The 24,425-nt window shown below is 65.1% G+C and carries 26 protein-coding genes; 4 read left to right on the top strand and 22 right to left on the bottom strand.

The genetic code is table 11. The features are described from left to right. Positions 1-19 precede the first annotated feature (19 nt). Complete coding sequence (locus R2834_19625) at positions 20-421, bottom strand: hypothetical protein (GenBank protein ID MEZ4702553.1); 402 nt, start codon at positions 419-421, stop codon at positions 20-22. A 159-nt stretch (positions 422-580) separates the two neighbouring features. On the opposite strand from R2834_19625, the gene R2834_19620 reads away from it, so the two are divergent. Beyond that, positions 581-1,552 carry an MBL fold metallo-hydrolase gene (locus R2834_19620; GenBank protein ID MEZ4702552.1) on the top strand — a complete coding sequence of 324 codons (972 nt, stop codon included), beginning with the start codon at positions 581-583 and terminating at the stop codon, positions 1,550-1,552. A 12-nt stretch (positions 1,553-1,564) separates the two neighbouring features. Here the strand turns inward: R2834_19620 and R2834_19615 are convergent, their stop codons facing one another. The 17 genes from R2834_19615 to R2834_19535 all read right to left on the bottom strand — a co-directional run bounded on the left by R2834_19615 (position 1,565) and on the right by R2834_19535 (position 18,341). After that, positions 1,565-1,936, bottom strand: coding sequence for a VOC family protein (locus tag R2834_19615; protein ID MEZ4702551.1), 372 nt, complete (start codon positions 1,934-1,936; stop codon positions 1,565-1,567). 161 nt (positions 1,937-2,097) lie between these two features. Beyond that, positions 2,098-2,460, bottom strand: coding sequence for a cupin domain-containing protein (locus R2834_19610; protein MEZ4702550.1), 363 nt, complete (start codon positions 2,458-2,460; stop codon positions 2,098-2,100). Positions 2,461-2,563: 103 nt separating this feature from the next. Continuing rightward, positions 2,564-3,115 (bottom strand): dihydrofolate reductase family protein, encoded by a 552-nt coding sequence (locus tag R2834_19605; protein MEZ4702549.1) that lies wholly within the window; start codon positions 3,113-3,115, stop codon positions 2,564-2,566. A gap of 105 nt (positions 3,116-3,220) precedes the next feature. Then, a complete protein-coding gene (locus R2834_19600) occupies positions 3,221-5,095 on the bottom strand; it encodes a sulfatase-like hydrolase/transferase (GenBank protein ID MEZ4702548.1) in 1,875 nt (624 codons plus the stop codon). A 102-nt stretch (positions 5,096-5,197) separates the two neighbouring features. Further along, entirely contained in the window at positions 5,198-6,664 is a 1,467-nt protein-coding gene (locus R2834_19595; GenBank protein MEZ4702547.1) for a YdiU family protein, read from the bottom strand. Positions 6,665-6,677: 13 nt separating this feature from the next. Then, on the bottom strand, positions 6,678-8,234 hold the full coding sequence (locus R2834_19590) for a hypothetical protein (protein ID MEZ4702546.1): 1,557 nt from the start codon (positions 8,232-8,234) through the stop codon (positions 6,678-6,680). A 35-nt stretch (positions 8,235-8,269) separates the two neighbouring features. Beyond that, positions 8,270-8,608, bottom strand: coding sequence for a TfoX/Sxy family protein (locus tag R2834_19585; protein MEZ4702545.1), 339 nt, complete (start codon positions 8,606-8,608; stop codon positions 8,270-8,272). Next, entirely contained in the window at positions 8,608-9,600 is a 993-nt protein-coding gene (locus tag R2834_19580) for a c-type cytochrome (protein ID MEZ4702544.1), read from the bottom strand. Before R2834_19580 ends, R2834_19585 begins: the two co-directional genes overlap by 1 nt. Positions 9,601-9,748: 148 nt before the next feature. After that, positions 9,749-10,240, bottom strand: coding sequence for a hypothetical protein (locus tag R2834_19575; protein ID MEZ4702543.1), 492 nt, complete (start codon positions 10,238-10,240; stop codon positions 9,749-9,751). Positions 10,241-10,466: 226 nt separating this feature from the next. Then, entirely contained in the window at positions 10,467-11,471 is a 1,005-nt protein-coding gene (locus tag R2834_19570) for a sugar phosphate isomerase/epimerase (protein MEZ4702542.1), read from the bottom strand. 29 nt (positions 11,472-11,500) lie between these two features. Further along, positions 11,501-12,418 (bottom strand): alpha/beta hydrolase-fold protein, encoded by a 918-nt coding sequence (locus tag R2834_19565; protein MEZ4702541.1) that lies wholly within the window; start codon positions 12,416-12,418, stop codon positions 11,501-11,503. Positions 12,419-12,532: 114 nt separating this feature from the next. Beyond that, complete coding sequence (locus tag R2834_19560; GenBank protein MEZ4702540.1) at positions 12,533-13,141, bottom strand: hypothetical protein; 609 nt, start codon at positions 13,139-13,141, stop codon at positions 12,533-12,535. A gap of 56 nt (positions 13,142-13,197) precedes the next feature. Then, on the bottom strand, positions 13,198-14,004 hold the full coding sequence (locus R2834_19555; protein ID MEZ4702539.1) for an alpha/beta hydrolase: 807 nt from the start codon (positions 14,002-14,004) through the stop codon (positions 13,198-13,200). Positions 14,005-14,088: 84 nt separating this feature from the next. Continuing rightward, positions 14,089-14,307, bottom strand: a complete 219-nt coding sequence (locus tag R2834_19550) for a DUF4287 domain-containing protein (GenBank protein MEZ4702538.1) — start codon at positions 14,305-14,307, stop codon at positions 14,089-14,091. Positions 14,308-14,904: 597 nt separating this feature from the next. Then, a complete protein-coding gene (locus R2834_19545) occupies positions 14,905-15,312 on the bottom strand; it encodes an SRPBCC family protein (GenBank protein MEZ4702537.1) in 408 nt (135 codons plus the stop codon). A gap of 71 nt (positions 15,313-15,383) precedes the next feature. Next, a complete protein-coding gene (locus R2834_19540) occupies positions 15,384-16,793 on the bottom strand; it encodes a sulfatase (protein MEZ4702536.1) in 1,410 nt (469 codons plus the stop codon). Positions 16,794-17,003: 210 nt separating this feature from the next. Continuing rightward, the gene (locus R2834_19535; protein ID MEZ4702535.1) at positions 17,004-18,341 is read right to left on the bottom strand and encodes a TlpA disulfide reductase family protein; all 1,338 of its coding nucleotides are present in this window, start codon (positions 18,339-18,341) and stop codon (positions 17,004-17,006) included. Between the two features lie 81 nt (positions 18,342-18,422). Here R2834_19535 and R2834_19530 point away from each other — a divergent pair, with 81 nt between their 5' ends. Then, positions 18,423-18,650: a hypothetical protein gene (locus tag R2834_19530; GenBank protein MEZ4702534.1), complete on the top strand. Its 228-nt coding sequence runs from the start codon at positions 18,423-18,425 to the stop codon at positions 18,648-18,650. Positions 18,651-18,658: 8 nt separating this feature from the next. Further along, entirely contained in the window at positions 18,659-18,922 is a 264-nt protein-coding gene (locus tag R2834_19525) for a type II toxin-antitoxin system death-on-curing family toxin (GenBank protein MEZ4702533.1), read from the top strand. A 176-nt stretch (positions 18,923-19,098) separates the two neighbouring features. Here the strand turns inward: R2834_19525 and R2834_19520 are convergent, their stop codons facing one another. From R2834_19520 to R2834_19510, 3 genes are all read right to left on the bottom strand, one after another. Further along, positions 19,099-19,248 carry a hypothetical protein gene (locus R2834_19520; protein ID MEZ4702532.1) on the bottom strand — a complete coding sequence of 50 codons (150 nt, stop codon included), beginning with the start codon at positions 19,246-19,248 and terminating at the stop codon, positions 19,099-19,101. A 222-nt stretch (positions 19,249-19,470) separates the two neighbouring features. Continuing rightward, a complete protein-coding gene (locus R2834_19515) occupies positions 19,471-19,857 on the bottom strand; it encodes a VOC family protein (GenBank protein MEZ4702531.1) in 387 nt (128 codons plus the stop codon). Positions 19,858-19,874: 17 nt separating this feature from the next. Then, a complete protein-coding gene (locus tag R2834_19510) occupies positions 19,875-21,404 on the bottom strand; it encodes a phage tail sheath C-terminal domain-containing protein (protein MEZ4702530.1) in 1,530 nt (509 codons plus the stop codon). Between the two features lie 352 nt (positions 21,405-21,756). Between R2834_19510 and R2834_19505 the strand changes: the two genes are divergently transcribed. After that, complete coding sequence (locus R2834_19505; protein ID MEZ4702529.1) at positions 21,757-21,966, top strand: cold-shock protein; 210 nt, start codon at positions 21,757-21,759, stop codon at positions 21,964-21,966. A 190-nt stretch (positions 21,967-22,156) separates the two neighbouring features. On the opposite strand, the gene katG is transcribed toward R2834_19505, so the two are convergent. Continuing rightward, a complete protein-coding gene (gene katG, locus R2834_19500; GenBank protein ID MEZ4702528.1) occupies positions 22,157-24,337 on the bottom strand; it encodes a catalase/peroxidase HPI in 2,181 nt (726 codons plus the stop codon). Positions 24,338-24,425 lie beyond the last annotated feature (88 nt).

The following is a 24,425-nucleotide window of genomic DNA, read 5'->3' as shown; positions in this document are numbered from 1 at the left end:
GAAAAAGGGATGATTCGGGCTATTTCGTCTTGATGAAGGCCACGCGCCGGAAGCGGAGCGCCGACCAGTCGGCGTCGATCGCCACCTGCCGGACCGTGTCGAAGCCGGCCTCGCGCAAGACTGTCCAGCCGCTGTCGCGGTTGAATTCGCAGACGTAGTTTTTGGACGACTGCTTGGGATAGGCGATCCAGACGATGCTGTCGCCTTCGGTCGCGCCGGCGATGGCGGCGCTCAGCCGGTCGAGTTCGTTCTGCCGCATGGCGAACGCGAGCACAAAGTCGGGACGCCCTCCGGCATCCAGCCGGCGATGGATCTGCACCCCGGAGAGCGCCGCCAGTTCGGTTTCGAACGCATCCGGCGCTTCGAGTACGTGGATCACGGCATGCGATCCGAGATTCAGTTTCTTGAAAAGCGGCGTCATAGGAGTTGGGATGCGTTGTCGAGGGCGCAGCAAGATAAACCACCGGCGGGATCAACCCCAAGAGATGGCCTGTCTTGCCGCCGCCGGCAACGCTGAACAAAGCCGCCGCTGTGCCGGTATGCTCTACGCCTTCCAATGCGTTCACCCAACCACCGACGTATGTCGATCGATTTCGCCAGCCAGCGCAAGAACGGCCGTTTCCTGAACGTCCCACCCCGGAGCATGGCGCCGCTTTCCGAATTCATCAAGTGGGCCCGCCGGCGCGACCGTGGCGGCTGGAACCCGCGAGGCGCGGACTACGCCATCGGCGCTCCGCCGCCGGCGCGTGTGGCGCCGGACGCGGCGCGCGTCACCTTTGTCAACCATGCCACGGTGCTCCTGCAGCTCGCCGGCCTCAACATCCTCACCGATCCGATCTGGGGGGAGCGCGCGAGTCCGGTGCCCTTCGCCGGTCCGCGACGCGCGCGGCCGGCCGGCATCGCCTTCGACGACCTGCCGCCGATCGACCTCATCCTGCTCAGCCACAACCACTACGACCATCTCTGCATCGACACGCTGCGCCGGCTCGCCCGGCGCGACCGGCCGAAGCTGATCACCGGCCTCGGCAACAGTCCGGTCCCGCGCCGCGCCGGGTTGACGTCCATCCGCGAGCTGGACTGGTGGGAGCAAACGACCGAGGGCGGCATCGAGATAACCTATGTGCCGGCGCAACACTTCTCGGGGCGCGGCCTGTTCGACCGGTTCAAGGCGCTCTGGGGCGGATTTTATCTCCGGCTCCCCGCCGGCGCGGTCTATTTCGCCGCCGACTCGGGCGCGGGCCCGCACTTTGAAGCAATCCGACGCCGCCTGGGCGCGCCCGACTTCGCGATGATCCCCATCGGCGCCTACCGGCCGCGGGCCATTATGCAGCCGGTCCATATCTCCCCCCGGGAGGCCGTGGAGGTGCACCAGACCATCGGCGCGCGCGAAAGCATGGCCATCCATTTCGGGACCTTCCCGCTCGCCGACGATGGGCAATACGAACCGGCGGAAAAGCTCGAAGCCGCCCTCCACGAGGCCGGCCTCAGCCAGGCCGATTTCTGGGTGCCGGCGTTCGGGGAAGGGCGCGAGATCCGGCTGACGGCGGCGTGAGGCCTTCGGGGCTCACCGGTGCTGATCCACGAGGATCGTGTTGCCGTCGGGATCGACGATCACAAAACTGGCCGGCCCCGACGTGGTCTCGTCGGCTTCCGTTGCGAACGTCACCCCGCGCGCGCGGAGCTGCTTCTGCAGGTCGCGGACATCGGTGAATTCCGCCAGTTCGCCGGCGTGCTGATCCCATCCCGGATTAAACGTCAGGATGTTCTGATCGAACATGCCCTGAAAGAGACCGATCAGGTGGTCGCCGTTTTTCATGATCAGCCAGTTGTGAGCCTGGTTACCGCCGAAAGCCGTAAAGCCCAGGTTCTCGTAAAACGCCCGCGATGCCGCGATATCCTTCACGGCGAGGCTTATGGAAAAAGCACCCAGTTGCATACGCTATTCCTCGTGGGTCTGTACGCGGTGGAAAAAATCGGACGGTTCCAGGTTACGTGCCTGGCCGGGCCCTTTGCATCACCCGAACGGGTGAATTCGCATCGGATGGGGCTGGCGATCGCGTCAGGCGGCATCCGGTCGGTTAGCGGTGACGCCGGCGGTCACGCATCGCGGTGGACGGTGTCCGGCGAGAAGGCGGGGAGGCATACGGCGATGTATTCCGCGCCTTCGGGCCCCGGCGTGCTGTAGCGGATCCACTCCCCGGGCCGGCAGACCACCGCCTGCCCCGCCGCCACCTCCATCACGCCCCCCTCGTATTCCACCTGCAACATCCCTTTCAGCACGACCGTGATTTCCTCGAATTCGGGGCGCTGCCCCGGCTCTTCCCATCCGGATGGCGACACCATCCGGGCCACGCTGACCTGTTCGTGTCCTGAGTTCACGCGGCCGGCAAATTCCTCGATGCGCTTCGGTCGGGTGCCGACCGCCTGGATGACGGATGGCGCAAGGATGCGTTGTGGCATGCTTCGTCCAGGTTTAAGGCGTTCTGGGCGATCATAGCAGGCCCGATGTCGGGATGCGGGCCAGCGCAACCGGGCCAGCGCGCATTGTGTCCTTCCGTGCGCCCTACCGACGCACAGCATAGGTGAGCACCGCGAACGCATCGCCGTGCTGTTCCGTGCCGACGAGCCGGAGCGGCGGCGTGGCCAGCCGGCGCGGCAGCAGCGGCGCGCCCCCCTCCAGCATCACGGATGCGATGGTGATGATGAGTTCGTCGAGCAGTCCCTGATCGTGGAACTGCCCGACCAGCTCACCGCCGCCGACGAGCCAGATGTTTTTCCCGCCGGCGGCCTCGGCCATCGCCGCATGGACGGGCGCTACATCCCCCTGAACAAACCGGATGTCCTTGCCCGGGATCGCCGGCAGCGTCCGCCGGCTGAAGACCCACGCCGGGATCTCATACGGCCACTTCTCCGGGTGTTCGAGCATGTTGTCGTGCCGGATGACCCACTCGTAGGTCGTCGAGCCCATCGCCATGGCGCCGACGTCCTTGATGAAATGCGGGTAGTGATCCTTCATGCTCTCGATCTCACCGAACTGCATGAGCCAGTCCAGCGAGTTCTGTGCATCGGCGATGTACCCGTTGATGCTCGTTGCGGTGTAGTACTGGGTTTTCATAGGCACGTGGAGGTAACAAAGGATACGCTCTGGGCCGCGCCTCGCCGGGCGCCGGCGGGCCGTCCACACATGGGATGACGACGGTGCGGTCGCGTTCCGCATCCATCAGGGCTGCACCCGGTTCATGAAGCCGGTCGTCGAGAACACCACGAGCCACTCCGGCACGTCCATGGTCCCCTGGTAGCGATCGTGCAGCGCTTTCAACTCGGCGTAAGCCGGCCGCGAGGCCTCCCCGCCCAGTTCGAGCGCGCGGGCGGCATAGGTCACTACCCAGAGGTCGTCGTCGTGCAGCAATTCGGTGAGGACGGGCAGCGCCTCGCCGGCGCGGCCATGCTGCAACAACGCGGAAGCCGCCTCGATGCGGACGATCGCGGACGGGTCGGCCAGTGCGGCGCGCAGCGCCCCGACCTCCTGCGCCGGCAGCTGCGACGCCGCGGTATAACCCATCGCGCCCCAGTACCGAATGCCGGGAGCCTCGCTCTGCAGCGCCTCGCGGAACCGCGCAAAATCGTCGGTTCCAACGGCTTCCGCCGCCGCGATATGCGCCGTCACATCGTACGCCCCGCTGCGCGCCCAGTCGTACGCCGTCGTTCCCATGCCCATCCTCCGCATCTCGACCTCCGGCACGAAGCCGAGGTCCCGGTGGTCGACGAGGTAGTCGTTGAGTACGCCGCGCATGCGCTGGAGCACATCCTGGTGCGACCCCGACGCGGCGAGGTTGTTCAGGTTCAACGGGTCGGCCTGGGTGTCGAACAGGGCTTCGCGCGGCTTCGTGGGGCCGGCGAACTGGCGCACGGCGTCGCTCATGTCCTCCGGCTTCATCGCATAGAATTCGTGGTTGACTTCACCTTCGTCGGCCCAGGCGCTGAACTGGTTGTAACTCAGGTGCGGCATGTAGTTGCGGACATAAAGATACCGTTTGTCCCGCACCGAGCGGGACATGTCCACCGCCTCGTCGATCCGGTCGCGATGGCCGAACACGTACGCCCTCGGCGCCGTCTCCGCGCCACCGAGGAAGGCCTGTCCCTGCATGTATTCGGGGATCGGGACGCCGGCGAGGCTCAGCACGGTCGGCCCGAAATCCTCGAAATTCACGAGCCGGTCGACGCGCTCGCCGGGGCCGGCCGGCGCCAGGTGGCGGTATTTCTCGGGAAAACGGACGAGCAGCGGGACCGCCATGCCGGAGTCGAGCAGCACCCGTTTGTGCCGGGGCATGCCGCTGCCGTGATCGGAGTAAAAAAAGATGATGGTGTCGTCCATCAACCCGTCGTCTTCCAGCCGTTGCAGGATCTCGCCGACCTCATGGTCCAGCACCGTCACGCAGTCGTAGAACCGGGCGATCGTGCGTCGGATGACCGGGGTGTCCGGGTAATACGGCGGGACCGGCGCCGCGGCGGGGTCGTGGATCTCGTCGGGCGCTAGCCGGCTCTGCACCTCGCGCACGAATTGCTCGTACGGCCACGCCATCGTGCGCGACTGGTGAGAGACCATCTGGTTGAAGATGCTGAAAAACGGCTGGTCGCCCCGCCGGCCCTGCCAGCCGGCGGTGTCGCTGCTCTCGTCCCACGACGCCGCGATGATCGCGGCCTCGTTGGCGGAGTTGTAGTCGGTCTTGACGTTGTTCGTCGTGTAGTAGCCGGCCTGCCGGAGGTACGCGGGAAACCCGATCCAGGCGTCGGGGATCGGATAGGCGGACCGCATCTGCTGCGCGCCCTGTATCGACGCCATGATCCCGTTGATGAGCGCGGCCCGCGAAGGGGAGCACACCGGAGCCGTGGCGAAGGCGTTGGTATAGATGACGCTCTCGCCGGCGAGGCGGTCGATGTTCGGGGTGATGGCGTACGTGTCGCCGAGATACCCCAGCACGGGGCTCATGTCCTCCGCCGTGATCCAGAGGATATTGGGACGATCGGGGGCAGGGGACTGACAGGAGACGCCGGCAAACAGCAAGAGGCCGGCCCAGAAGAAGCGAAGCGACATAGCGGGGTAGCGATGGAGGTGTGGCACATGGGGCAAATCGACCGAATCGATCCGTTGAAATAACGCGAATCCGCGATGCAGTTGCAAAGCGGGCCGCAGGCCTTACGTCCCGCAAAACGTCGTGTAGCGCCCGAACGACGGCGGAGCCGGCGTCTCATACGCCTGCAGCCCCTCGCGCCGGCGGAACGGGTCGGCGAGGACGCCGAGCAGGGTGTCGAACGGCGCGAGATCCCCGTCCGATGCCGCCGTCAGCGCCTCCTCGACGAGGTGGTTGCGCGGGATGTAGATCGGATTCACCCGGTTCATGGCTTCGGCGCGCTGGGCCGGATCGAGCGGCTCGCGCTGAAGCCGGTTGCGCCACGCTGCGAGCCAGGCATCGATGCCGGCCGGATCGCCGAACAGCGCGCGCATAGCGTCGTCCTGCCCCAGCGCCGATTCCGCGAGGCGGCGGAAGCCCTGCGTAAAATCCACCGCGTGGGTGTTGAGCACGCCGAGCAGGTCGGCAACCAGCTCCCCGTCGCCCTCTTCCTCCGTCGACAACCCGATCTTACGGCGCATCCCGTCCAGCCAGCGCGCCTCGTAGTGGATCGCGAAGGCATCGACGACATCCGTCGCCCGCGCGACGGCGCGGTCTTCATCCTCCGGATCGATCAGCGCCAGCAGCGTCTCGGCGAGGCGCGCGATGTTCCACCGGGCGATCGCCGGCTGGTTGCCGTAGGCATACCGCCCCTGATGATCGATCGAACTGAAGACGGCGGCCGGGCTGTAGGCGTCGATAAAGGCGCACGGCCCGTAGTCGATCGTCTCCCCCGAAATCGTCATGTTGTCGGTGTTCATGACGCCGTGGACAAAACCCACGTGCATCCAGCGCGCGACGAGCGCGGCCTGGCGCTCGGCGACACGCTGCAGGAAGGTGAGGTAGCGATCCGCGCGCCCGGCCAGATCCGGGTCGTGCCGCTCGATCGCGTAATCGGCCAGGCGGGCGACCTTTTCGACGTCGCCCCGGGCCGCGAAAAACTGGAAGGTGCCGACCCGCAGATGGCTCGACGCCACCCGGGCGAGCACCGCGCCGGGCCGCGGCCCCTCGCGGTAGACGCGTTCGCCCGTCGCGACGGCCGCCAGCGCGCGGGTGGTCGGGATGCCCAGCGCGTGCATGGCCTCACCGACGAGGTATTCGCGGAGCACGGGCCCGAGCACCGCCTTGCCGTCGCCGCCGCGCGAGAAGGGCGTCCGGCCGGAGCCTTTCAGGTGGATGTCGCGACGCGTCCCGTTCCGGTCGATGACTTCGCCGACGAGCAGCGCGCGCCCGTCGCCGAGCTGCGGCGAGAAGCCGCCGAACTGATGGCCGGCATACGCCTGGGCCAGCGGGCTCCCGCCGGCGGGGGCGACGCTGCCGGCGAGGATGGCGGCGCCCTCGCGGGTCCGCAGCGCGTCGGGGTCGAGGCCGAGTTCGACGGCGAGCGGCTCGTTGAGGCGAACGACCTCCGGCTTCGGCACCGGCGCGCCCTGCCAGGGCACATAGAAGCCCTCCAGCTCGCGGGCGTAGCTATTGTCGAAGGCGATGTTCATACGCGGTTTCGGCTCATTCCCGGGTGGTAACGACGGCTTCCTCGCCGGGCCGCAGCGTCACGGTCACGTACGCGAACGGCATCCCATGATCCACCCCCTGCATGGCGGGCTGACGCGCGCCGTCGACGATGAGTTCGGCGTGGCGCCCCGGGAAGCCCGCCTGCCAGCGGAGCGCCCCGGCTCCCTGCTGGAACCGCAGCCGCGAGGTGTGGCCGGCTTCGTGCGTTACGGAGAGGAGCGCATCGCCCATCGGTATATTCCGGGCGCCCAGCCGCTCCACGTCACGAGGCAGGTGGGACAGCGTGGCCATGCGCCGCTCGCCGGCGTCGGGCGACAGGCCCAGCAGATCGACGACGGCGTTCTGGATCAACACATAGGACACCTCCGGGTAGTCGCCGTTCCGGCCGGTGGCGATCCGGTGGCTGTGGTCCTGGTCGAGGCGCATCATGATATGCTTCATCCATCGCCATCCTTCTTCGTTCCGGTGGTGCAGAAAAAACGTTTCGGGGATATAGGTCAGCGCCTCGATATTGTCCGGCATGTCGTCGCCGGATTGCAGGCGGTCCCCGATGAAATCCAGATACGCGTTCGCCCGCGCCGAGCCGGCCTCGACGATGCCCTTCATCGGCATGAACCAGGAGTTCTCCTTGCCCCACCCCGCGACCGCTTCGCCGCTCGCGAGGTAGCCGCGGCGATAACTCTCGGCATCGTCTCCGCCCCATTCCTCGTTGAAATACGCCTTGAGAGCGTCCGCTTTTCGGGAGAACGTATCGGCCAGCGCCGGCTCGCCGCGCAGCGCCGCGATCCGCGCGTACGCATCGTACGCCCTGTACTGGGCCGCGATGGCGTCGCCGGCTTCGATCAGCGGCGCGTCGGGGGATTCGTTGTAGGACGCGGCGCCGGCGAAAATCCCCTCGCCCGTCCCTTCGGCCACGCCGTTCGGGAGCCGGTCGTCGTGAAGCGCGACAAAATCTGTCACCGCCTTGGTGTAGAACGTCCACAGGACCTCGTCCTCCACATACCGCCGGTCGCCCGTCCATCGGTACAGGACCTCGGCCTTTTCCACCAGTTCGAAGACCGCCGGCACCTCGCGCACGAAATCCGTGTCTCCGCGATAATCCAGCGCGAAGGGCGAGCCGTCGAAGTTGATCGCCCATAACGGAAACCACCGCTTCCCCTCGTCCGCCGAGGCGGCGAAGGCTCGCATCATGGTGAAGTTCTCCTCGCCGAGCCCGAGCAGGTGGGCGCCCGTTAGTTGGTGGGCGAAGTCGCGCGAGTAAAAGGCAGACCTGCCGGGGTAGCCGGCCCAGTACGTGGGCAGGTAGGCTACCGTGTCCCGCCCGGCCCCACGCTCCCAGACGTCGACCGGACCCCTTTTCCCCGTTTGCACATAGGATAGGGCTTTTTCCCTCGCCCAGTCGAACGCCGCGACGAGCGAGGTGTCGGACGACACGATCTCGATCCCGGCGCGCTCCGGTTCCCGCGCGCATCCGAGGAGTCCCATCCCCAGCAGGATAAGGGTCGACACGGCCAGCCGGCGGGTCGGGGTTTGCTGCTTCCGCGTTTTCATCCAGCTTTCCGGGAGCCGTTCAGCTCATTTCGGGGCTACCGATCCCCGGGCCTCGCGCCGGCCCCGTGATGGGTCAGCGCCAGATCGATCCAGTACAACAGCTCCCGCTCGGTTTGCACCGATTCGGCATCGACATGCACATACCCCCTGATGGGGCGGCCGCGCATCACCACCGTCCGGCACCCATCGCGCTCGACGGCCTGGTCGTGCAGGGCCGGGTCGATGCGACACATGATGCGTTCGGCGCGCGCGTTCACGCACATCTTGCCATCCACGAGAAACGCGATGCTGCCGAACATCTTCTTCTCCCGGACGCCCGGCACGTGCTGCATCACCTCGCGCACGCGGTGCACGAGCAGGTCATCGGTCTTCATCAGGGCGTCAACGACGCCAGATAGGCTACCACGGCCGTCATGTCGTCGATGGACAGGTGTTCGATCTGCGGCTTCATCAGCGGCGACCACGTGCCGGCCCGCGCGCCCGTCTTGAAGTCCATCAGCTGGCGCATCATGTAGCTCGGCGACCGGCCGGCGATGCCCGGCACGGGGCCCATACCCCGCAGGTCGGCGCCGTGGCACGTGGCGCAGGGGACGCCCCCGGGCGCCCCGCCCGTAACCAGCAGGCCGCCCTTCGCGAGGCTGCCGACCGGGACGTAGACGGTGAAGTGCGATCCGGAATCCCGCATCTCGAACTGCTTCAGATTGTCGGGCATCTCGACGATGCGGTCGCCGAGCGGCTCGGTCCCGCCGGCGGGGTCTTTGGCGTACACGAGGCCGGCGATGACGGTCTTCGGAATCGTCTCGGCCTCGACGACCTTGAGGATCGGCTCCAGTTTCAGCGCGGAAAAATAGGCGGCCGCGGCCTGGACTTCCTCATCGGTGATCGCCCGCCCGATCTGGGTCATGTCGTGGATCGGCTTGCGCTGCGGCGCCGAGAACATGCGGGCGCCGCTCTTGAAGTCGGCCATCTGCTGCACGATGTACGCCGCCGGCTGGCCGGCGATGGGCGCATTCTCCGGCCCGCCGGTGCCTTCCGCCCGGTGACACGAACCGCAGGCCCATACTTCGGGCTGCCGGCCGTTCAGCACCACATCGGGCAGCGCCGGATGATGATCGGGGTGCCAGTCCGGCGAAAAGAACAGGTTGCGCGCATGCTTCATCGTGTACGTCTCCGAGCTGTTCGGGACGTGATACGGCTCCTCGTTGGTCGGCTCGCGAGGGAAATCGGGATTCCACAGCGCGGCCCAGAGCGGGAAGTCCGGGGCCCATTTGGACGGTGGCGCCGCGTTCTGCGCGGCGGCCGGCGCGATGACGAACACGAGAGCTATGAGCCCTGCAACAAAGGCCAAACGGCGAGAACCCTTCATGCGAAGCACCCTGGTAGATTATGGCATCGTTTCAAGATAATAGGTGGGGGGGCATGATGCTACAGGAACATCGTGGCCTTCCTGTGTCTGATTTTTCGCTCGCGACAGGTCGTGAGCAGCCCTGGAACTGAACGATGGATCGCCCGGATCAACCGGCACTCCGCACAAACTCCATCGTCCAGTTCGTCTCCCAGCTCTCCCCTCCGTCGGCCGAGAAGGCCTGCTCCCACGTCGGATTCCCGCCCGGATGGGCCTTCCAGATAAATCGCACCTTGATGGGGCGTCCGTTGAAGGTGTCGTCCGCATAAAACACCCCGACGCCCTCGGTGAACGAACCGATGACGGGTGTATCGAGGTGGTGCGGATTCCGGCCGTCGAGCCACCAGATGGCCCAGGTCCGGGTTTTGGTGTCGAAGGAGCGGAAGGCCGCCGCGCGAACACCCCCCTCTGGAAACGAGAGCACGTTGTCCTCTACGTTGCCAAACCCTTCCAGGATCTTCCGGGTCGAGGAGCGGCCGGCGAACGCGGTCCACTCCGTGCACCCGGCCAGCCGTTCGTTGAGCCGGCGGTGGCGAACGCGCCAGTCGCCCAGGATAAAATCGAAGTCATTCGGTGTGCTACCGGAGTCGGAGTGCGGCATGGCGGCCAGAGCGGTTTGGGTGATGGGGATCCCGGAAGTTACCGCGCGCACATATCTTGCACAATAGATCCTGAACAATCTATGGCCGCCTCCTCAGGGGCATGCCTCCCGCTTGCCCGGCATGGCCGGCCCGTTCAGCCTGATCCGGTTTTCGGGCAGGAAATCCCGCTCGGCCCCTGACGCGCGTCCACGTCGTGGCACTGTCTGAGGGTGCTTCAGCCCGGGCCTAGAACGTGAGCTGCGTCAGGTACTGGAAGCTTGTCCAGACCGTATTCGCCGGCCCGGCCGGGTTGGTCGGGTTCGGCTGGCCTTCCACCGCCACGTCGTCTCCCGCATCGTCGCGCTCGATGAAATACAGGTGCCGCGAGGGGTCGTCGAGCCCAGAAAACAGACGCGGCCAGTCGATCGTGCCTTTGCCGACATCGGCGAAGGTGAAGCGATTGCCGGCCGCAAGCGTCCCCGGCTTCGTCTCGCGCGGACCGTCCGCGGTGAACCAGAAGTCCTTGACATGGAACAGGGGAAACCGGTGTTGATGGCGCGGGACCCATGCGTAGATGTCCTCGCCGGCTATCGCCGCCCACGCGAGGTCGAGTTCGAAATGGACGTGCTCCGGATCGGTCTCCTCGAGGAGGATGTCGAAGATAGGCTTCCCGTCGAAGCGGGTGAATTCGCCGTCGTGGGAGTGGTAATAAAACGAGAGCCCGGCTTCCGAGGCGGCCCGGCCCCAGGTGTTGAGCGTGCGGGCGAACTGCCGGAAGCCGTCAACGGTCAGCGGGACGTTGTAGTAGTGGCCGGTGCCCACGAACTCGAGCCCCAGCGCCCGGGCGTCGGCGAAGATCGCCGCGCGGCCGGCTTCGTCGTACCACGCGTTCTCCCCGTCCATCGTCCGCGGGCCGAAGTGGTTTCCGGCGATGTGGATGTTGTAGCGAGCCGCCATCGCGCGAAGCTCCGCCGGGGTGTGGCCCATGAATACGCCGGCCAGTTCGACGTTCTCGACGCCGATGTCGCGCAGCAACGCCAGGGCGCCCTCGAAACCCAGCATGCGCTCATCGAGCAGGTTGCGGACCGTGTAGATCTGGACGCCGATCCGGCTGGCGGGGATGCGCCGCGCCGCGGGCTCGATGGAGGTCTGCGGCGTGGCCAGGGCGGCGGGGGCAGCCATCGCCCCGAGGCCGGCGGCGCCGGCGCTCGCGAGAAAGCCGCGGCGTGAAACAGGGGTTCTGCGTTGCATGGTGGGTCTCGGTTGAATCAGGACACGCTTCAGTGGAAGAGCGCCTGCATGAAATGATACAGGCTGTGCTTCCAGTGGGTCGCGTCGTGGGCATTCCCGTCGACATGCCATACGTGCGGCACCGCATGCTCCTTCAGGTACCCATGAACGCCCTGGCTGATGCCAATCAGGCCGTCCTGGTTGCCGCACGAGAGCATGAAGTACTTCAGCTGCGACGCCACCGCGGCCGGATCGGGCATCAGCTCCGCCGGCGGCTTCGTGTTGGGGGCCGACGAGAAGGCGCCGAGCCACGCGAAGGTATCCAGGTGCGCCAGTCCGAAGTTCAGCGTCTGCCCCCCGCCCATCGACAGGCCGGCCAGCGCGCGGTCTTCCCGGCGCGGCGAAACGCTGTAGCGGGTCTCGATGGCGGGGATGACGCCCTCGAGCAGGTCGTCCTCGAACACCGCAAACGCCGGCGCCGACGCGAAGACGTTGCCCTCGGCGCGGTCGTTCTTTTGCGCGCGACCGTTCGGCATCACCACGATCATCGGCTCCGCCTTGCCGTCGGCGATGAGGTTGTCGAGCAGGACGCCGGGCGTGGCGAACCGCTGCCATTCCGTTTCATCGCCGCCGATGCCGTGCAGCAGGTAGAGCACCGGGTATGTTTTATCCGGCGAATAACCCGGCGGCACATACACGAGCATGTGACGGATCGTGCCGACGGTTTCGGAGGCGTAGGCGATCATCTCGAGTTTGCCGTGGGGAATCCCGTCGCGCGGCGTGTCGATGCCGGCCGGCGGTTCGGGGAAGGCCGCCACGTCGTCCTCATGGAGCACGATGGGGCCGCCGAAACGCCTCGGCTCGCCGTTTCCATCCTGCGCATAACCGGTCAGCGGCAGCGCGAGGACGATCAGCCATGCGGCGAGAAAGCGTCGCATCCTGGCATACGAAGGGGGAATCATGGTCATGAGGGTGTCGTGGTTAAGGGGGCCCCTGACATTCGTGCGCACAAACTACGTATCGAAGCGCCGGCGGGCAACGCGGCGGGCCGGGCGTCCTCAAACGGCCGGCCGCAGCGCCGTCTAGTCCGCGTCGGGCCGGAGCCGGCCCAGCATGTGCAGGACGATGACGTGGTAGCAGATGCGTTTGTGCAACGTATGCCGGCTCATCTCGCTCAGCAACAGGCTCAACGCCGCCATGACGATGAACACCATGCCGAGGGTGGATTGCGAACCCAGAAAACTGACCAGCGCGGCGAAGGGAAACACGACGTACAGATTCCGAAAGAAATCGGCCGACGCGATGACGGCATTGATGTCGGCCATCGCCTCGGGCGAAACGACAATCAGCACCGAGCGGCACCACTGATAGATGCTGATCGCGTACGAATCGGTGGCCCGGCCCAGATCCTCCCGGATGCGAAACACGGCGTTCCACAGCTCTTCGTTTTTTTGAAGCCAGGTGTTCGAGCTCCATAACTTGTCGATGTACTCGGCAAGCCGCGCGATGACGTGGCCCGAAAAAAACGAAAAGAACAGGAGCGCGAACCACGCGCCGTTTCCGTCGAGCGGCACGATGCGCTCGACGAACGACGGATAAACCGCGTACACCGCGTACGACAGGATCGCGCCCGGGACCAGGACCGAGAAGAAATCGACGATCCCCAGAAACAGATCAGCAGGTTTGTACATGGCCCTCTTCCCCCTTTAGCGTGGAAGGCATTGCGGAAACCCGGGCGGTCTTCCGGCTACAGCGTGGGTTCGCCCGCAAGGTATCCCAGCGACTTCAGGAACAGGTCTGCCTCGCGCACCGTGTGGTAGTAATACGGATTATCCCCGTCCCGATAGTTAAAAAAGCCGTGGGGCTGTTCGTCGTACAGGTGCACGTCGCACCGGACGCCGGCGCCCTCCATCAAGGCCTCAAACCGCGTCGCGGTGGCCACAGGAATGAGGGCGTCGGCCGTCCCCAGGAAAAGCACGGTCGGCGGCGACTGCGCATCGACGTTGTGCAGGGGCGAGAAGGCCGTGTATCGATCCCCGATCCGCTCGTAGCCGTATCCTTCCGGGCCGTTGTCGATGACCGGATTGAACAGGACGAGGGCTTGCGGGCGACTGCTCATGTGCAGGTCCTCGCCGGCCGCGTCGAACGCGTCCAGCATTCCCGCAGCCGCCGCGACCTGTCCGCCGGCCGACCCGCCGGCGGCCACGATACGCTCGGGATCCACGCCCAGCTCGCCGGCATGCGCGCGCACCCAGCGGATCGCCGACTTGCCGTCTTCGACGCTCTCGAACGGCGTCGTGCCGTGGCGGCTCTTGATCCGGTATTCGGCGGAGATCGCCACCATCCCGCGCGAGGCGAAATAGCGCGCGTGTGGAAAAAATTGTTCGGGGCTCCCGTTTACCCACCCTCCGCCGAAAAAGAATACGATCGCGGGGGCGCGCGAGGATGAGGTGTCAGACGGTGGGTAAAACACATGCAGCCGCAGCGTGTCCATCCCCACCACCTTGTAAACCTCGATGGCGGTGGTCGCCTCCTGAGCGGAGGCGGGAGACACCGTAGCACCCATCAAGAGGGCAAACACCCACAAAACAAACCTGCGGCTATGGAAGTGGGGCTTGCGCATCGGGATAGCCAGTGCTCATTTCGCTTCGTTTACGGAACGATGATAGGCGACGAGCGCGTTGGCGTGTCCGTGCCCGAGGTTGTGTTCGGCCTTGAGCGCCGCCACGCGTTCCATATGCTTCAGATCGGTCATCCCATCCAGTATCGCCATCCAGTGGCTGATGGGTTGCCCGTACGTCTTTTCGATGGACGGGAAATAGGAGGCCGGGCCTTTGATTTTCGACGAATCGGTCATCGTGTTTAGCTACGTTCTGGACTCATGTTACGCTGACATGACGCACGTTATAGAGGTGATTTATGGGTAGGGGGACGGGGTGCAAGGTGCAAGATGCAGGATGCAGGATGCAGGATGTTTACCGAAAAACCGTCCGTTTTATCGATCATCCGGCATCCTGTATCCTGCATCCCTGTATCCTGCATCGCAAGACTTGAGGCTATCGAGCGTAAGATCAGTCATGTTAGTGAGTCATGCCAGAATCTTTTCCAGCGTGGCGGGCTCGAGATCCCGCCTGTAGAAGCGGAGGAACATATGCGTATCCGGTTCCTCGCCGGACAATCGCTGATTCTGGAGCTGCGCTCGAACGAGTGCACGTGCCGTTTCGAACATACCCGACGCCATGCGAAGCCGCTCGGCACCCGATGTACGCCTCATCAAGTCTCGATAAACTTCGGCTATTTCTTTCGACGTATCGTTGATGCCCGCACCTCGTTCAGAAGTTCTGCACGAGCGGGCTGGCTGGCCCAACGCTCAATATACGGCCCGAAGAGCGCTGGCACGTCACCGATCATGTTTCGCACATCGATGCCCAGACCCGATGAGAAACGGGTATCCCTACACGCCGGCCTCGACATGCCGCTTGAAGTTGTTCAGGATCGCCTGCCAGCCGTCGCGCTGCATGTCGAGTGGGTGCTCCGTCTCAGCGTCGAACGTAACGCGGACCCGGACGCCGTCCGGAGCATCGGCGAACTCGACCACGGCCTTGCGGTCGCCGAAGTCGTACGCGATCCGTTCGTGCTCGACGATCTGCGTATACGTGCCGGCGAAGTCAAAACCCATGCTCCCATCCTTCGCCTCCATCCGGGAGGAAAAGTCCCCGCCGGCCCGCAAATCGACCGTCGCGGCGGTCGTGTGCCAGTCGTCGGAAGCGGCGTTCCACTGGATGATGTCCTCGGGCGTCGTGTAGGCGTGCCAGACCGCCTCGATCGGCGCGGCGACGGTGGTTTCAACGGTGATTTGCATGCGTGTTCTTCTCCATGATGTGTGAGCGGCTGCACGCCGTTGCCGCGAAAAAGAAAGCAAGCGTACGCGAATCACTCGGTTTCGATCCGTTCCTCCAGCTGCGTCGGGCGGGCCACCATCTCGGCCTGATGCCGCGCTACCTCGGCCGCGATATCGGCCAGGATGTCGGGGTGCCCGGCGGCGACGTCGTACTGCTCCGACGGATCCTCGTCGAGATTAAAAAGGAGCGGCGGGTCGTGCTCGGCGCGCTGGTTGTCGGCCTCGTATTCCCACTGGGTGATGTAGTGGGCTTTCCACGGGCCCTTCCGCACCGCCTGGAGCGTCGTCCCCCGGTAGTAGAAGTAGGTGTCGTGGATCTCGTGGTCCGTGTCGCCCCGGAGAATCGGGAGCAGACTGCGTCCGTCGATGACACGGTCGTTCGGGAGCGCGCGGCCGGTCAGCTCCAGCGCGGTGGGCAGGTAGTCCATCGTGGTGGTGAGGGCCGCGCTGACCTGCCCGGGCGCGATGGTACCGGGCCACCACGCCACCGAGGGCTCGCGCATGCCGCCTTCCCACGTCATCCCTTTGCCGCCGCGCAGCAGTCCGGCCGAGCCCCCGTGCGTATCGAAGACGAGCCAGGGTCCGTTGTCGCTGGTGAAGAAGACGAGCGTGTTTTCGGCCAGCCCCTCCTCCCGCAGCGCATCGAGCACCTGGCCGACGCTCCAGTCGACCTCCTCCATGGCGTCGCCGAAGAGCCCGCGCCGGCTCACGCCGGCGAAGGCATCCGACCGGAACAGCGGGACATGCACCATGCTGTGCGCGAGATAGACGAAAAACGGCCCCTGTTTATGCTCCTTGATGAAGCGGACGGCCTCCTCGGTGTAGCGCCGGGTGATCGTCGTCTGGTCGGCCGGCCGTTCGATGATCTCCTCATCCCGCATGAGCGGGACGTTCCAGTACTCGACCTTCGGCGCCCAGAACGCCTCGCGCCCACCGTCCACCACGCGGTCCATGTCGTTCGAATACGGGATGCCGTAGTAGTAGTCGAACCCGTTGCGCGTCGGCAGGTACGGCGGCAGGTGGCCGAGATGCCATTTGCCGAACGCGGCCGTGGCGTAGCCGCTTTCCTTGAGCGCCTCGGCGATGGTGATCTCCTCGGCGGGGAGGCCGAGCTTCGAATCGGGGAACAGCACGCGCCGGCTGTTGCTCGCCATGCCGCTGCGGATGGGCAGGCGCCCGGTCATCAGGCCGGCGCGGCTGGGGGTGCACACCGACGCCGCCGCATAAAACGAGGTAAACTTCATCCCCTCCGCGGCCATCCGGTCGAGGTTGGGCGTGTGGATCGTCGGGTGGCCGTTGAACCCGACGTCGCCGTAGCCGAGGTCGTCGGCGAAGATGATGACGATGTTCGGCGGCGAAACGGACTGTCCGTTCAGGGAGGAGCAGCCGGGGAGCAGGGCCGGCAGGAGGAGGAGGGCGAGGAGTCCGAGGGGGCGGGTCATGGCGGTGCGGCGGGGTTGGTGCGGGATACCGATCCAGGGAGTATAGGGGTTCGACCGATCAGAAACGCGCACTGGAGCCTACACCCATGCGCTTGTCGGGTCGTGGAGCGTATGGGGATAGGGGGAGTTTGGGGGGCAAGCTCACACCGATACCCCGAACCGCCCTACGCTTCTCACGGTCAAATCTAGAATGCGATTGCCTTACCAGGTTCACCGCCCGATCAGCCACTGCTCGACGAACCGCAGGTTGACCACACCGGCCTCTATGGCTGTCTCGCCGGCCGCACCGACCAGCAGGTTGGTGGGATACATCCGCAGGTTCACCCGGTCGCGGAATGCGTCCGTGATCCGCACCTGCTTCCACGTCGCGCCAATGGCATCCAGATAGGCTCGGGCCGCTTCCTCGTCACTCGAAGAGAGCACGCCGACGATCAGCAGCTCCTCGGGCGTGTGCAGGCCGTCCGCCTCAATCAGCATCGGCATCTCCATGCGGCACGGCGCACACCACTCGCCCCATACATTGAGCAGAAGCGGCCGGCCGCGCAGGTCGGCGAGTCGCAGCGTGTCGCCGTCCAGCGTGGGCATCTCCAGGGCCCAGAAGGCCGAATCCAGATCGATCGTTCCCCGTGGCTTCATCTCCGCCGCATCGTACGCGGCCTTCTGTTCCGCCAGGTAGTCCCCCGTCGGTAGATCCGACACCTCCACAAAGCGGACGCCGCGACCATATGGATCCACATGGCTCAACCGGTACCGCCGCCCGTCGATCTCGAACACTTCGTTGAGCTTGAAGACATGCGCGCTGTCGCCGGTATGGATCAGCCGGCCGTCGCGATCCAGATCGACCAACAGCAAATCCTCCTCGTCGTCGTACCGGCCGTTCACGTTAAAATCGAAGACGCCGACAGCGAGTGTGTCGCTGTCGCGAGCCAGCATCCCACGCGCCAACACAGGCCGCTCGTCAAACAGAAACGTCCCTTTTTCTCCGCTGATGTTCATCAGATTCTTGAACATCGGCTTCAGGTTGCCATCTTCATCCATCATGCCGGCGAACCAGGCCTGACTCAGCTGTCCGGTCCGCACACCGGTCGGTATGTGCAGCACGGTCCGGTGCGTGACCTGCATCGGATCGTTCGGCGCAACGAGTGCAAAGGTGACCGCGCCCGTGCTATCCGCGAGCCGTTGCGGAGGGCCATCGTTGCGCAGGTCCTCGTCGTTATTGAGGTCGGCGTAGAGGAGCAGTCCTCCATCATAAGGCACCGTCAGAATCGAGAGCGTAAAGTCGCCCTCGTGGCCGGCGACGTCACGACTATAATAGAGCGTCAGGTAGCGGGCGCCAGTGGTGTCGACATCAGGGAGATAGAGCGCTTCTTCGGGCTTCGATCTCATCCCTTCGACATGCACTCCTTGGCGGTCCAGGAGTGTGCGGGTTTCGCCGAACGGGACGAATAACTCCTCCGCAGGCTGAGGGAGCGGAGTGAGTTCTTGCGCGATAGCCGGCAGCGTAAGGAGGAGCAGAGCGGAGGCCAGATACCCGACGTATATCTTCATATCCCCATGAAGGTTTTGTACGAAACCCGATTATTCAACTTATGTCAAACAAAGGCCTAGATACGACACTCTTAAAAAGTTATGCCAGACTCACTTAAGGTACGGAAATTCGGAGGCTCCCTCGGCGTCATTCTCCCGAAGACCATCTCGGATGCGTTCGCGCTCCAGGAGGGCGACGAGCTGTTCATCTCCGCCACCGCCGAGGGCATTACCATCTCGCCATACGACCCGGAGTTCGCTGCCGCGCTCGCTGACGCCCGCGAATTCATGCGAACGCATCGCGACACCTTCCACGCCCTGGCGAAGTGAGCCCCTCCGTGGAAGAACCGATCTGGCTTTCGACCATTCAGGTTCGTTTGCTGCATGCTGAATCGCTGCGATTGTTCGGCGGCGGCACCGGCTTGCGCGATGAGGGCTTGCTGGAGAGCGTCCTCGCACGTCTACAGCAGCGGTTCGCCTATGAAAAAAGCGTCGACATTGAGACGCTTGCCGCCGAGTATGCATACGGCCTTGCTCGCAATCACCCCTTCGTGGATGGCAACAAGCGGGTGGCCCTTCTTGCGATCAGGTCCTTTTTGTAAATGAATGGCTTCCGGTTCTTCCCGAATCCGGTTGAAACTGTCACGGTCATCGAGGGCCTAGCGGCCGGTGAAATCGAGGTGCCGCAGGTATCTGCATGGATACGTGGCGATTCATCTGCAAGGCTCCCAGAGTAGGCCCCAAAGCGGGCGCTCTGTTTCACTTTGGTCATCCCCCCCTACACCATCGGCTCGGCGCGGCTACAGAGCTGGATGGCCATCCCCCAGGGATCCCGGAGCATGGCGAGCGCGTCGCCGGCCGGCGTGGTCTGGGCAGAGGCCGGCGCTGCGATGAGCACCATCAAACACGTGAAAAGTGCCATCCACATAGCCGCTCCGGTATTCAACATTATCGATCGGTACCAAAAAATGTCATCTCGACCGAAATCGCCATGTTATGGCGATGCAGCGGAGAGACCTCCTCCTGTTCAGCGAAACCTATTGACTACACAATGTTTGCCCTCGATTGGGAGGTCTCTCCGCTACAGCGCCGGCATGGCCGGCGCCTTTGGTCGAGATGACATTGATTCATTAGGGAACAAAACGCCCCCCTACACCATCGGCTCGGCGCGGTGGCAGAGCTGGATGGCCATCCCCCAGGGATCCCGGAGCATGGCGAGGGTGTCGCCGGCCGGCGTGGTCTGGGCGGGCCCGACGACCGTCGCCCCAGCGGCCACGAGCGCCGCGATCGTCGCCGGCACGTCGTCGCAGACAAACGCCAGGTGCGCCAGGAGCGGATCCATCGCCGCGTAGTCCGGGACGGAGATGCGCGGGTTGTTGTAGATCTCGATCATCACCCGGCCGGATCCGTCCGCCAGGAAATGCGCGTTCGCGTTGTTGTGCAGCAGACGCGTGACGGTGAAGCCGAGGTGCTCGGCGTACCAGGCGGCCGTCGCGGCCGGATCAGCCACCTGATAACCCCAGTGTTCGATGCGCATGGGGGAAAGACCTCCGGTCAGGGGGGCGTTAGCTTGAGTTCGAGGTTGAGGACGATAAATTCGGCGGGCCGGGTGATCGCGACGAAGACGGTCACGCGCAGCAGCCCATCCAGGATATCCTGCGCCGTCATGGTCTCTCCCAGGCCCACGCGCACGCCGAAGGCGTCATTCGGCGTTGCGCCGGCCAGCCCGCCGGCCTTCCATATCCCCGTCAGAAAATTGGAAATCATGGACCGGACCGTCGCCCACGTGTTGGCGTCGTTGGGCTCGAAGACGAACGCCTTCAGCGCGATGCGGATGGATTCCTCCACCATGAGCATCGTTCGGCGCACGTTGATATAGCGCCAGTCCGCGCTGTTGCCGTCCAGCGTCCGCGCGCCCCAGACCAGCACGCCCTGGCCGATGAAGGTGCGGATGGCGTTGACGGATTTACCGGATACGGGATCGACGTTGAGGTCCTCCTGCTCGGCCTGCGAGATGGCGACGGCCGGCGACACGACGGCGTTCAGCGACACATTCGCCGGCGCTTTCCAGACGCCCCGGCTGTTGTCCACCATCGTGTAGAGGCCCGCCATCGCGGCGGCCGGCGGCAGCAGGTTGGCTTTTAGCCGGGCGGCATCACACATCTGGTGGAAGAGCGGACTGATCGCGAGGAGGTTGAGGTTCACTTCCTGCTGCTTCGCGGCGCGTTCGGCCGGCGACGCCGCGTCCCAGGTCGACGCGATATCGGCAATCGCCGCGGCCAGCTGCTTCACGGCGGCCGGCGCGCAGGGGTCGACCGCCTCGGGGACGCCCAGTTCCTCGCGCAAGAGGGCCTGCAACCGCTCGACGGGGGCGAAGGCGGTGTACAAGATCTCGTCGGGGCCCACGACGGTCGTGTTCAGCCAGGGGTAATAGGCCGCCCCGAAGTCCAGGTAGGCCGCACCCACGCCGGCGCGAAAGGCGTCGATGGCATCCCCCGAGGGGTCGTTACGCGGCCGATGACCGTCCCGGATGTCGAGGATCGCACAACGGTTTTTCATCCGCCCGCCGCTGTGGGCGAGCATGGCCCGGTGCACCGCGCTGCTTCCCACGGCATCGAGCCGCGTCGTTTCCGGAGCGACGAGCACGGTGACGTCGCGTTCGCGCTCGAGCGCGGCGATGCCGTCGCCGAGCCGGCCGGCGTCGATCGGCTCGGCGTAATCCCCTACCGAGACGATGTAGCAGGCGCCTCCCCCGTTTGCAAAGAAATGCCGCAGGCACCGGTGGAGGAGAAACAGGCCGTCGGTCTGTAGCAGCCTGTACGCCATGGCGCCGGCGGTAAAATCGGCCTCCGCAGGGTCCGCTTCCTCGATCTGAAAGCCAAACGCCGGGCTCCCGCCGAAGCAGGCCTCGTACTCTGCGAACGACGTGATGCGCCGGGGCACGCCGCGTAGCGATGTGCCGGCGTACGCCGCCCTCTCCGTATAGCCGACAAACGCCGGGACGGCGGTATCCACCGGCACGACCGTAGCGGGGAACGCGGACGTCTCGGTGATATACACGCCGGGTGTTTTGTATTTGGCCATGGCCTCAGAAACCGGGTGGTGTACAGGACTGCGTCCCTATCCTACGCAACGTCCGCCTCGGGTCCAAACAGAATGCGCGCCGCGTCGCTGGAGGCGGGGGGAGGAGCGTCACCGCAAACCCCGTTTTCAGCAAATATGCGCGTGATATTCACGCCCTCGCGGCACTCTTTCGGCACCGGGTGCGAACCATTCGGGCGTTCGTGCGTTAACTGGCCACTACACCCTGTTACTCTGACACCTCACTGATTCGGTATTTCGACTCCCCCGTTGGCTCTTCTACCCGTTGCTGGTTTAGACTCCACTGGTTGATCTTGATATTCGCGTTCAGTGGAGAAACACAACGAACAATACAATGGCTAACGGTAAAGTAAAGTGGTTCAACACCGAAAAAGGCTTCGGCTTTATTGAACCCGCTGATGGCAGCAAGGACATTTTTGTGCATCGCAACAGCGTCGCCGGCCTCGGCTACGACGAAGGTCTTCGCGATGGCGAAGAAGTCGAATACGAAGTCGAGCGCACGCCGAAAGGCCTGAGCGCGGCGAACGTGAAGCGCTTCAACTAGATTTTGCCCGGGATCATCTCCCGCGCACGATGTAGACAGGAAAAGCCCGGCCATGTGATGGTCGGGCTTTTTCTTTTTAAGGGCGTCGGGTACTGCGCGGATCGTCGATGTGGACCCCAAAAAATCGGCCCCGGCGCCGGCGTTTCCACCGGCGGCCGGGGCCGTCTCGATCGCTGACCAGGACCCGCGATTACTTCAGGTCGAACCGGTCCAGGTTCATCACCTTGTCCCACGCGGCCACGAAGTCGCGCACGAACTTCTCCTTTGCGTCCGATGCGCCGTAGACTTCGGCCAGGGCGCGGAGGACGGAGTTCGAGCCGAAAACGAGGTCGACCCGCGTGCCGGTCCACTTCACCTCGCCCGTCTTGCGGTCGCGGCCTTCGTAGACGCCCGAGCCGTTCGAGCCGGGTTTCCACACGGTGCCCATGTCGAGCAGGTTGACGAAGAAGTCGTTCGTCAGCGCGCCGGGCTTTCTGGTAAAGACGCCGTGCGTCGTCCCGCCGGCGTTGGTGCCCAGCATGCGCATCCCGCCCACGAGCACCGTCATCTCCGGAGCAGTGAGGGTGAGCAGCTGTGCCTTGTCGACCAGCAGCGCCTCGGCCGGGATGGTGTAGCGGCCCTTTACGTAGTTGCGGAAGCCGTCCGCGATGGGCTCGAGCACGTCGAACGCTTCGGCGTCGGTCTGCTCCGCCGAGGCGTCCATGCGGCCCGGGGTGAACGGCACCGTGACCTCGACGCCGGCGTTCTTCGCCGCCTGCTCCACGCCGGCGCAGCCGCCGAGCACGATCAGATCGGCCAACGAGACCTTCTTGCCGCCGGCGGCGGCCGCGTTGAACGTGCTCTGGATGCCTTCGAGCGTCGTGAGCACCTTCGACAGCTGTTTCGGGTTGTTGACGGCCCAGTCCTTCTGCGGAGCCAGCCGGATCCGGGCGCCGTTCGCGCCGCCGCGCTTGTCGGACCCGCGGAAGGTCGACGCCGACGCCCAGGCGGTAGACACCAGCTCGGAAACGGACAGGCCGCTCGCGAGCAACTGCTTTTTCAGGTCGGCGATATCCTTCGCGTCGATCAGCGGATGGTCGACTTCGGGGATCGGATCCTGCCAGATGAGTTCTTCGGCCGGCACTTCCGGACCCAGGTACCGCGCGCGCGGCCCCATGTCGCGGTGCGTCAATTTGAACCAGGCGCGGGCGAACGCGTCGGCGAACTCATCCGGGTTCTCCATGAACCGGCGGGAGATCTTCTCATAGATCGGATCGAACCGCAGGGAGAGGTCGGTGGTCAGCATCGCGGGTGCGATGCGTTTGGATTTGTCGTGGGCGTGCGGCACCGTGCCGGCGCCGGCGCCGTGCTTCGGCGTCCACTGGTGCGCACCGGCGGGGCTTTTCGTCAGCTCCCACTCGAAGCTGAAGAGGTTCCAGAAGAAGTTGTTGCTCCACTTCGTGGGGGTGGTGGTCCAGGTGACCTCCAGGCCGCTGGTGATCGAGTCGCCGCCGATGCCCGAGCCGAAGCTGCTCCGCCATCCCAGCCCCTGTTCCTCGATGCCGGCCGCCTCGGGCTCGGCGCCGACGTGCGTCGCGGGGCCGGCGCCGTGGGTTTTGCCAAAGGTGTGGCCGCCGGCGATGAGCGCGACGGTCTCCTCGTCGTTCATCGCCATGCGCGCGAACGTCTCGCGGATATCCTTCGCGGCGGCGACGGGGTCGGGGTTGCCGTTGGGGCCTTCGGGGTTGACGTAGATGAGGCCCATCTGCACGGCCGCGAGCGGGTTTTCGAGATCGCGTTCGCCGGAGTAGCGCTGGTCGGCCAGCCAGTCCTTTTCGGCGCCCCAGTAGACGTCCATGTCCGGCTCCCAGACATCCTCGCGCCCGCCGGCGAACCCGAAGGTCTTGAAGCCCATCGTCTCGAGGGCGACGTTGCCGGCGAGGATCATGAGGTCGGCCCAGGAGATCTTGCGGCCGTATTTCTGTTTGATCGGCCAGAGCAGGCGGCGCGCCTTGTCGAGGCTGACGTTGTCGGGCCAGCTGTTGAGGGGCGCGAAGCGCTGCTGCCCGCGGCCGCCGCCGCCGCGGCCGTCGCCGGTGCGGTAGGTGCCGGCGCTGTGCCAGGCCATGCGGATGAAGAGCGGGCCGTAGTGGCCGAAGTCCGCCGGCCACCAGTCCTGCGAGTCGGTCATCAGCGCCGCGAGATCCTTCTTCACGGCGGCGAGGTCCAGGGCATTGAAGGCCTCCGCGTAATCGAAGTCCTCACCCATCGGGTTGGACTTTTCGGAGTGCTGGTTGAGGAGTTCGAGCTTCAACTGGTTCGGCCACCAGTCGCGGTTGGAGGTACCGCCGCCAGCCGTATGATTAACGGGGCATTTGGGTTCGGTTGACATGGCTTCTTCTATCGTATGCGGGTGGTTTGACTGCGAGGTGGGTGCGCGAATTGAGGGTCGCGCTGGCGCCAAGGTACGGCCTGGAGGG

This window comes from Rhodothermales bacterium, assembly GCA_041391505.1.
Taxonomy (GTDB): Bacteria; Bacteroidota; Rhodothermia; order Rhodothermales; family JAHQVL01; genus JAWKNW01.
This window is presented reverse-complemented; position numbering and strand designations above follow the sequence as displayed.

Bases quoted from the DNA above. Each gene is read 5' to 3' on its own strand.
- R2834_19625 (MEZ4702553.1), bottom strand. From the start codon at position 421: ATGACGCCGCTTTTCAAGAAACTGAATCTCGGATCGCATGCCGTGATC.
- R2834_19620 (MEZ4702552.1), top strand. From the start codon at position 581: ATGTCGATCGATTTCGCCAGCCAGCGCAAGAACGGCCGTTTCCTGAAC.
- R2834_19615 (MEZ4702551.1), bottom strand. From the start codon at position 1,936: ATGCAACTGGGTGCTTTTTCCATAAGCCTCGCCGTGAAGGATATCGCG.
- R2834_19610 (MEZ4702550.1), bottom strand. From the start codon at position 2,460: ATGCCACAACGCATCCTTGCGCCATCCGTCATCCAGGCGGTCGGCACC.
- R2834_19605 (MEZ4702549.1), bottom strand. From the start codon at position 3,115: ATGAAAACCCAGTACTACACCGCAACGAGCATCAACGGGTACATCGCC.
- R2834_19600 (MEZ4702548.1), bottom strand. From the start codon at position 5,095: ATGTCGCTTCGCTTCTTCTGGGCCGGCCTCTTGCTGTTTGCCGGCGTC.
- R2834_19595 (MEZ4702547.1), bottom strand. From the start codon at position 6,664: ATGAACATCGCCTTCGACAATAGCTACGCCCGCGAGCTGGAGGGCTTC.
- R2834_19590 (MEZ4702546.1), bottom strand. From the start codon at position 8,234: ATGAAAACGCGGAAGCAGCAAACCCCGACCCGCCGGCTGGCCGTGTCG.
- R2834_19585 (MEZ4702545.1), bottom strand. From the start codon at position 8,608: ATGAAGACCGATGACCTGCTCGTGCACCGCGTGCGCGAGGTGATGCAG.
- R2834_19580 (MEZ4702544.1), bottom strand. From the start codon at position 9,600: ATGAAGGGTTCTCGCCGTTTGGCCTTTGTTGCAGGGCTCATAGCTCTC.
- R2834_19575 (MEZ4702543.1), bottom strand. From the start codon at position 10,240: ATGCCGCACTCCGACTCCGGTAGCACACCGAATGACTTCGATTTTATC.
- R2834_19570 (MEZ4702542.1), bottom strand. From the start codon at position 11,471: ATGCAACGCAGAACCCCTGTTTCACGCCGCGGCTTTCTCGCGAGCGCC.
- R2834_19565 (MEZ4702541.1), bottom strand. From the start codon at position 12,418: ATGACCATGATTCCCCCTTCGTATGCCAGGATGCGACGCTTTCTCGCC.
- R2834_19560 (MEZ4702540.1), bottom strand. From the start codon at position 13,141: ATGTACAAACCTGCTGATCTGTTTCTGGGGATCGTCGATTTCTTCTCG.
- R2834_19550 (MEZ4702538.1), bottom strand. From the start codon at position 14,307: ATGACCGATTCGTCGAAAATCAAAGGCCCGGCCTCCTATTTCCCGTCC.
- R2834_19545 (MEZ4702537.1), bottom strand. From the start codon at position 15,312: ATGCAAATCACCGTTGAAACCACCGTCGCCGCGCCGATCGAGGCGGTC.
- R2834_19540 (MEZ4702536.1), bottom strand. From the start codon at position 16,793: ATGACCCGCCCCCTCGGACTCCTCGCCCTCCTCCTCCTGCCGGCCCTG.
- R2834_19535 (MEZ4702535.1), bottom strand. From the start codon at position 18,341: ATGAAGATATACGTCGGGTATCTGGCCTCCGCTCTGCTCCTCCTTACG.
- R2834_19530 (MEZ4702534.1), top strand. From the start codon at position 18,423: ATGCCAGACTCACTTAAGGTACGGAAATTCGGAGGCTCCCTCGGCGTC.
- R2834_19520 (MEZ4702532.1), bottom strand. From the start codon at position 19,248: ATGTGGATGGCACTTTTCACGTGTTTGATGGTGCTCATCGCAGCGCCG.
- R2834_19515 (MEZ4702531.1), bottom strand. From the start codon at position 19,857: ATGCGCATCGAACACTGGGGTTATCAGGTGGCTGATCCGGCCGCGACG.
- R2834_19510 (MEZ4702530.1), bottom strand. From the start codon at position 21,404: ATGGCCAAATACAAAACACCCGGCGTGTATATCACCGAGACGTCCGCG.
- R2834_19505 (MEZ4702529.1), top strand. From the start codon at position 21,757: ATGGCTAACGGTAAAGTAAAGTGGTTCAACACCGAAAAAGGCTTCGGC.
- katG (MEZ4702528.1), bottom strand. From the start codon at position 24,337: ATGTCAACCGAACCCAAATGCCCCGTTAATCATACGGCTGGCGGCGGT.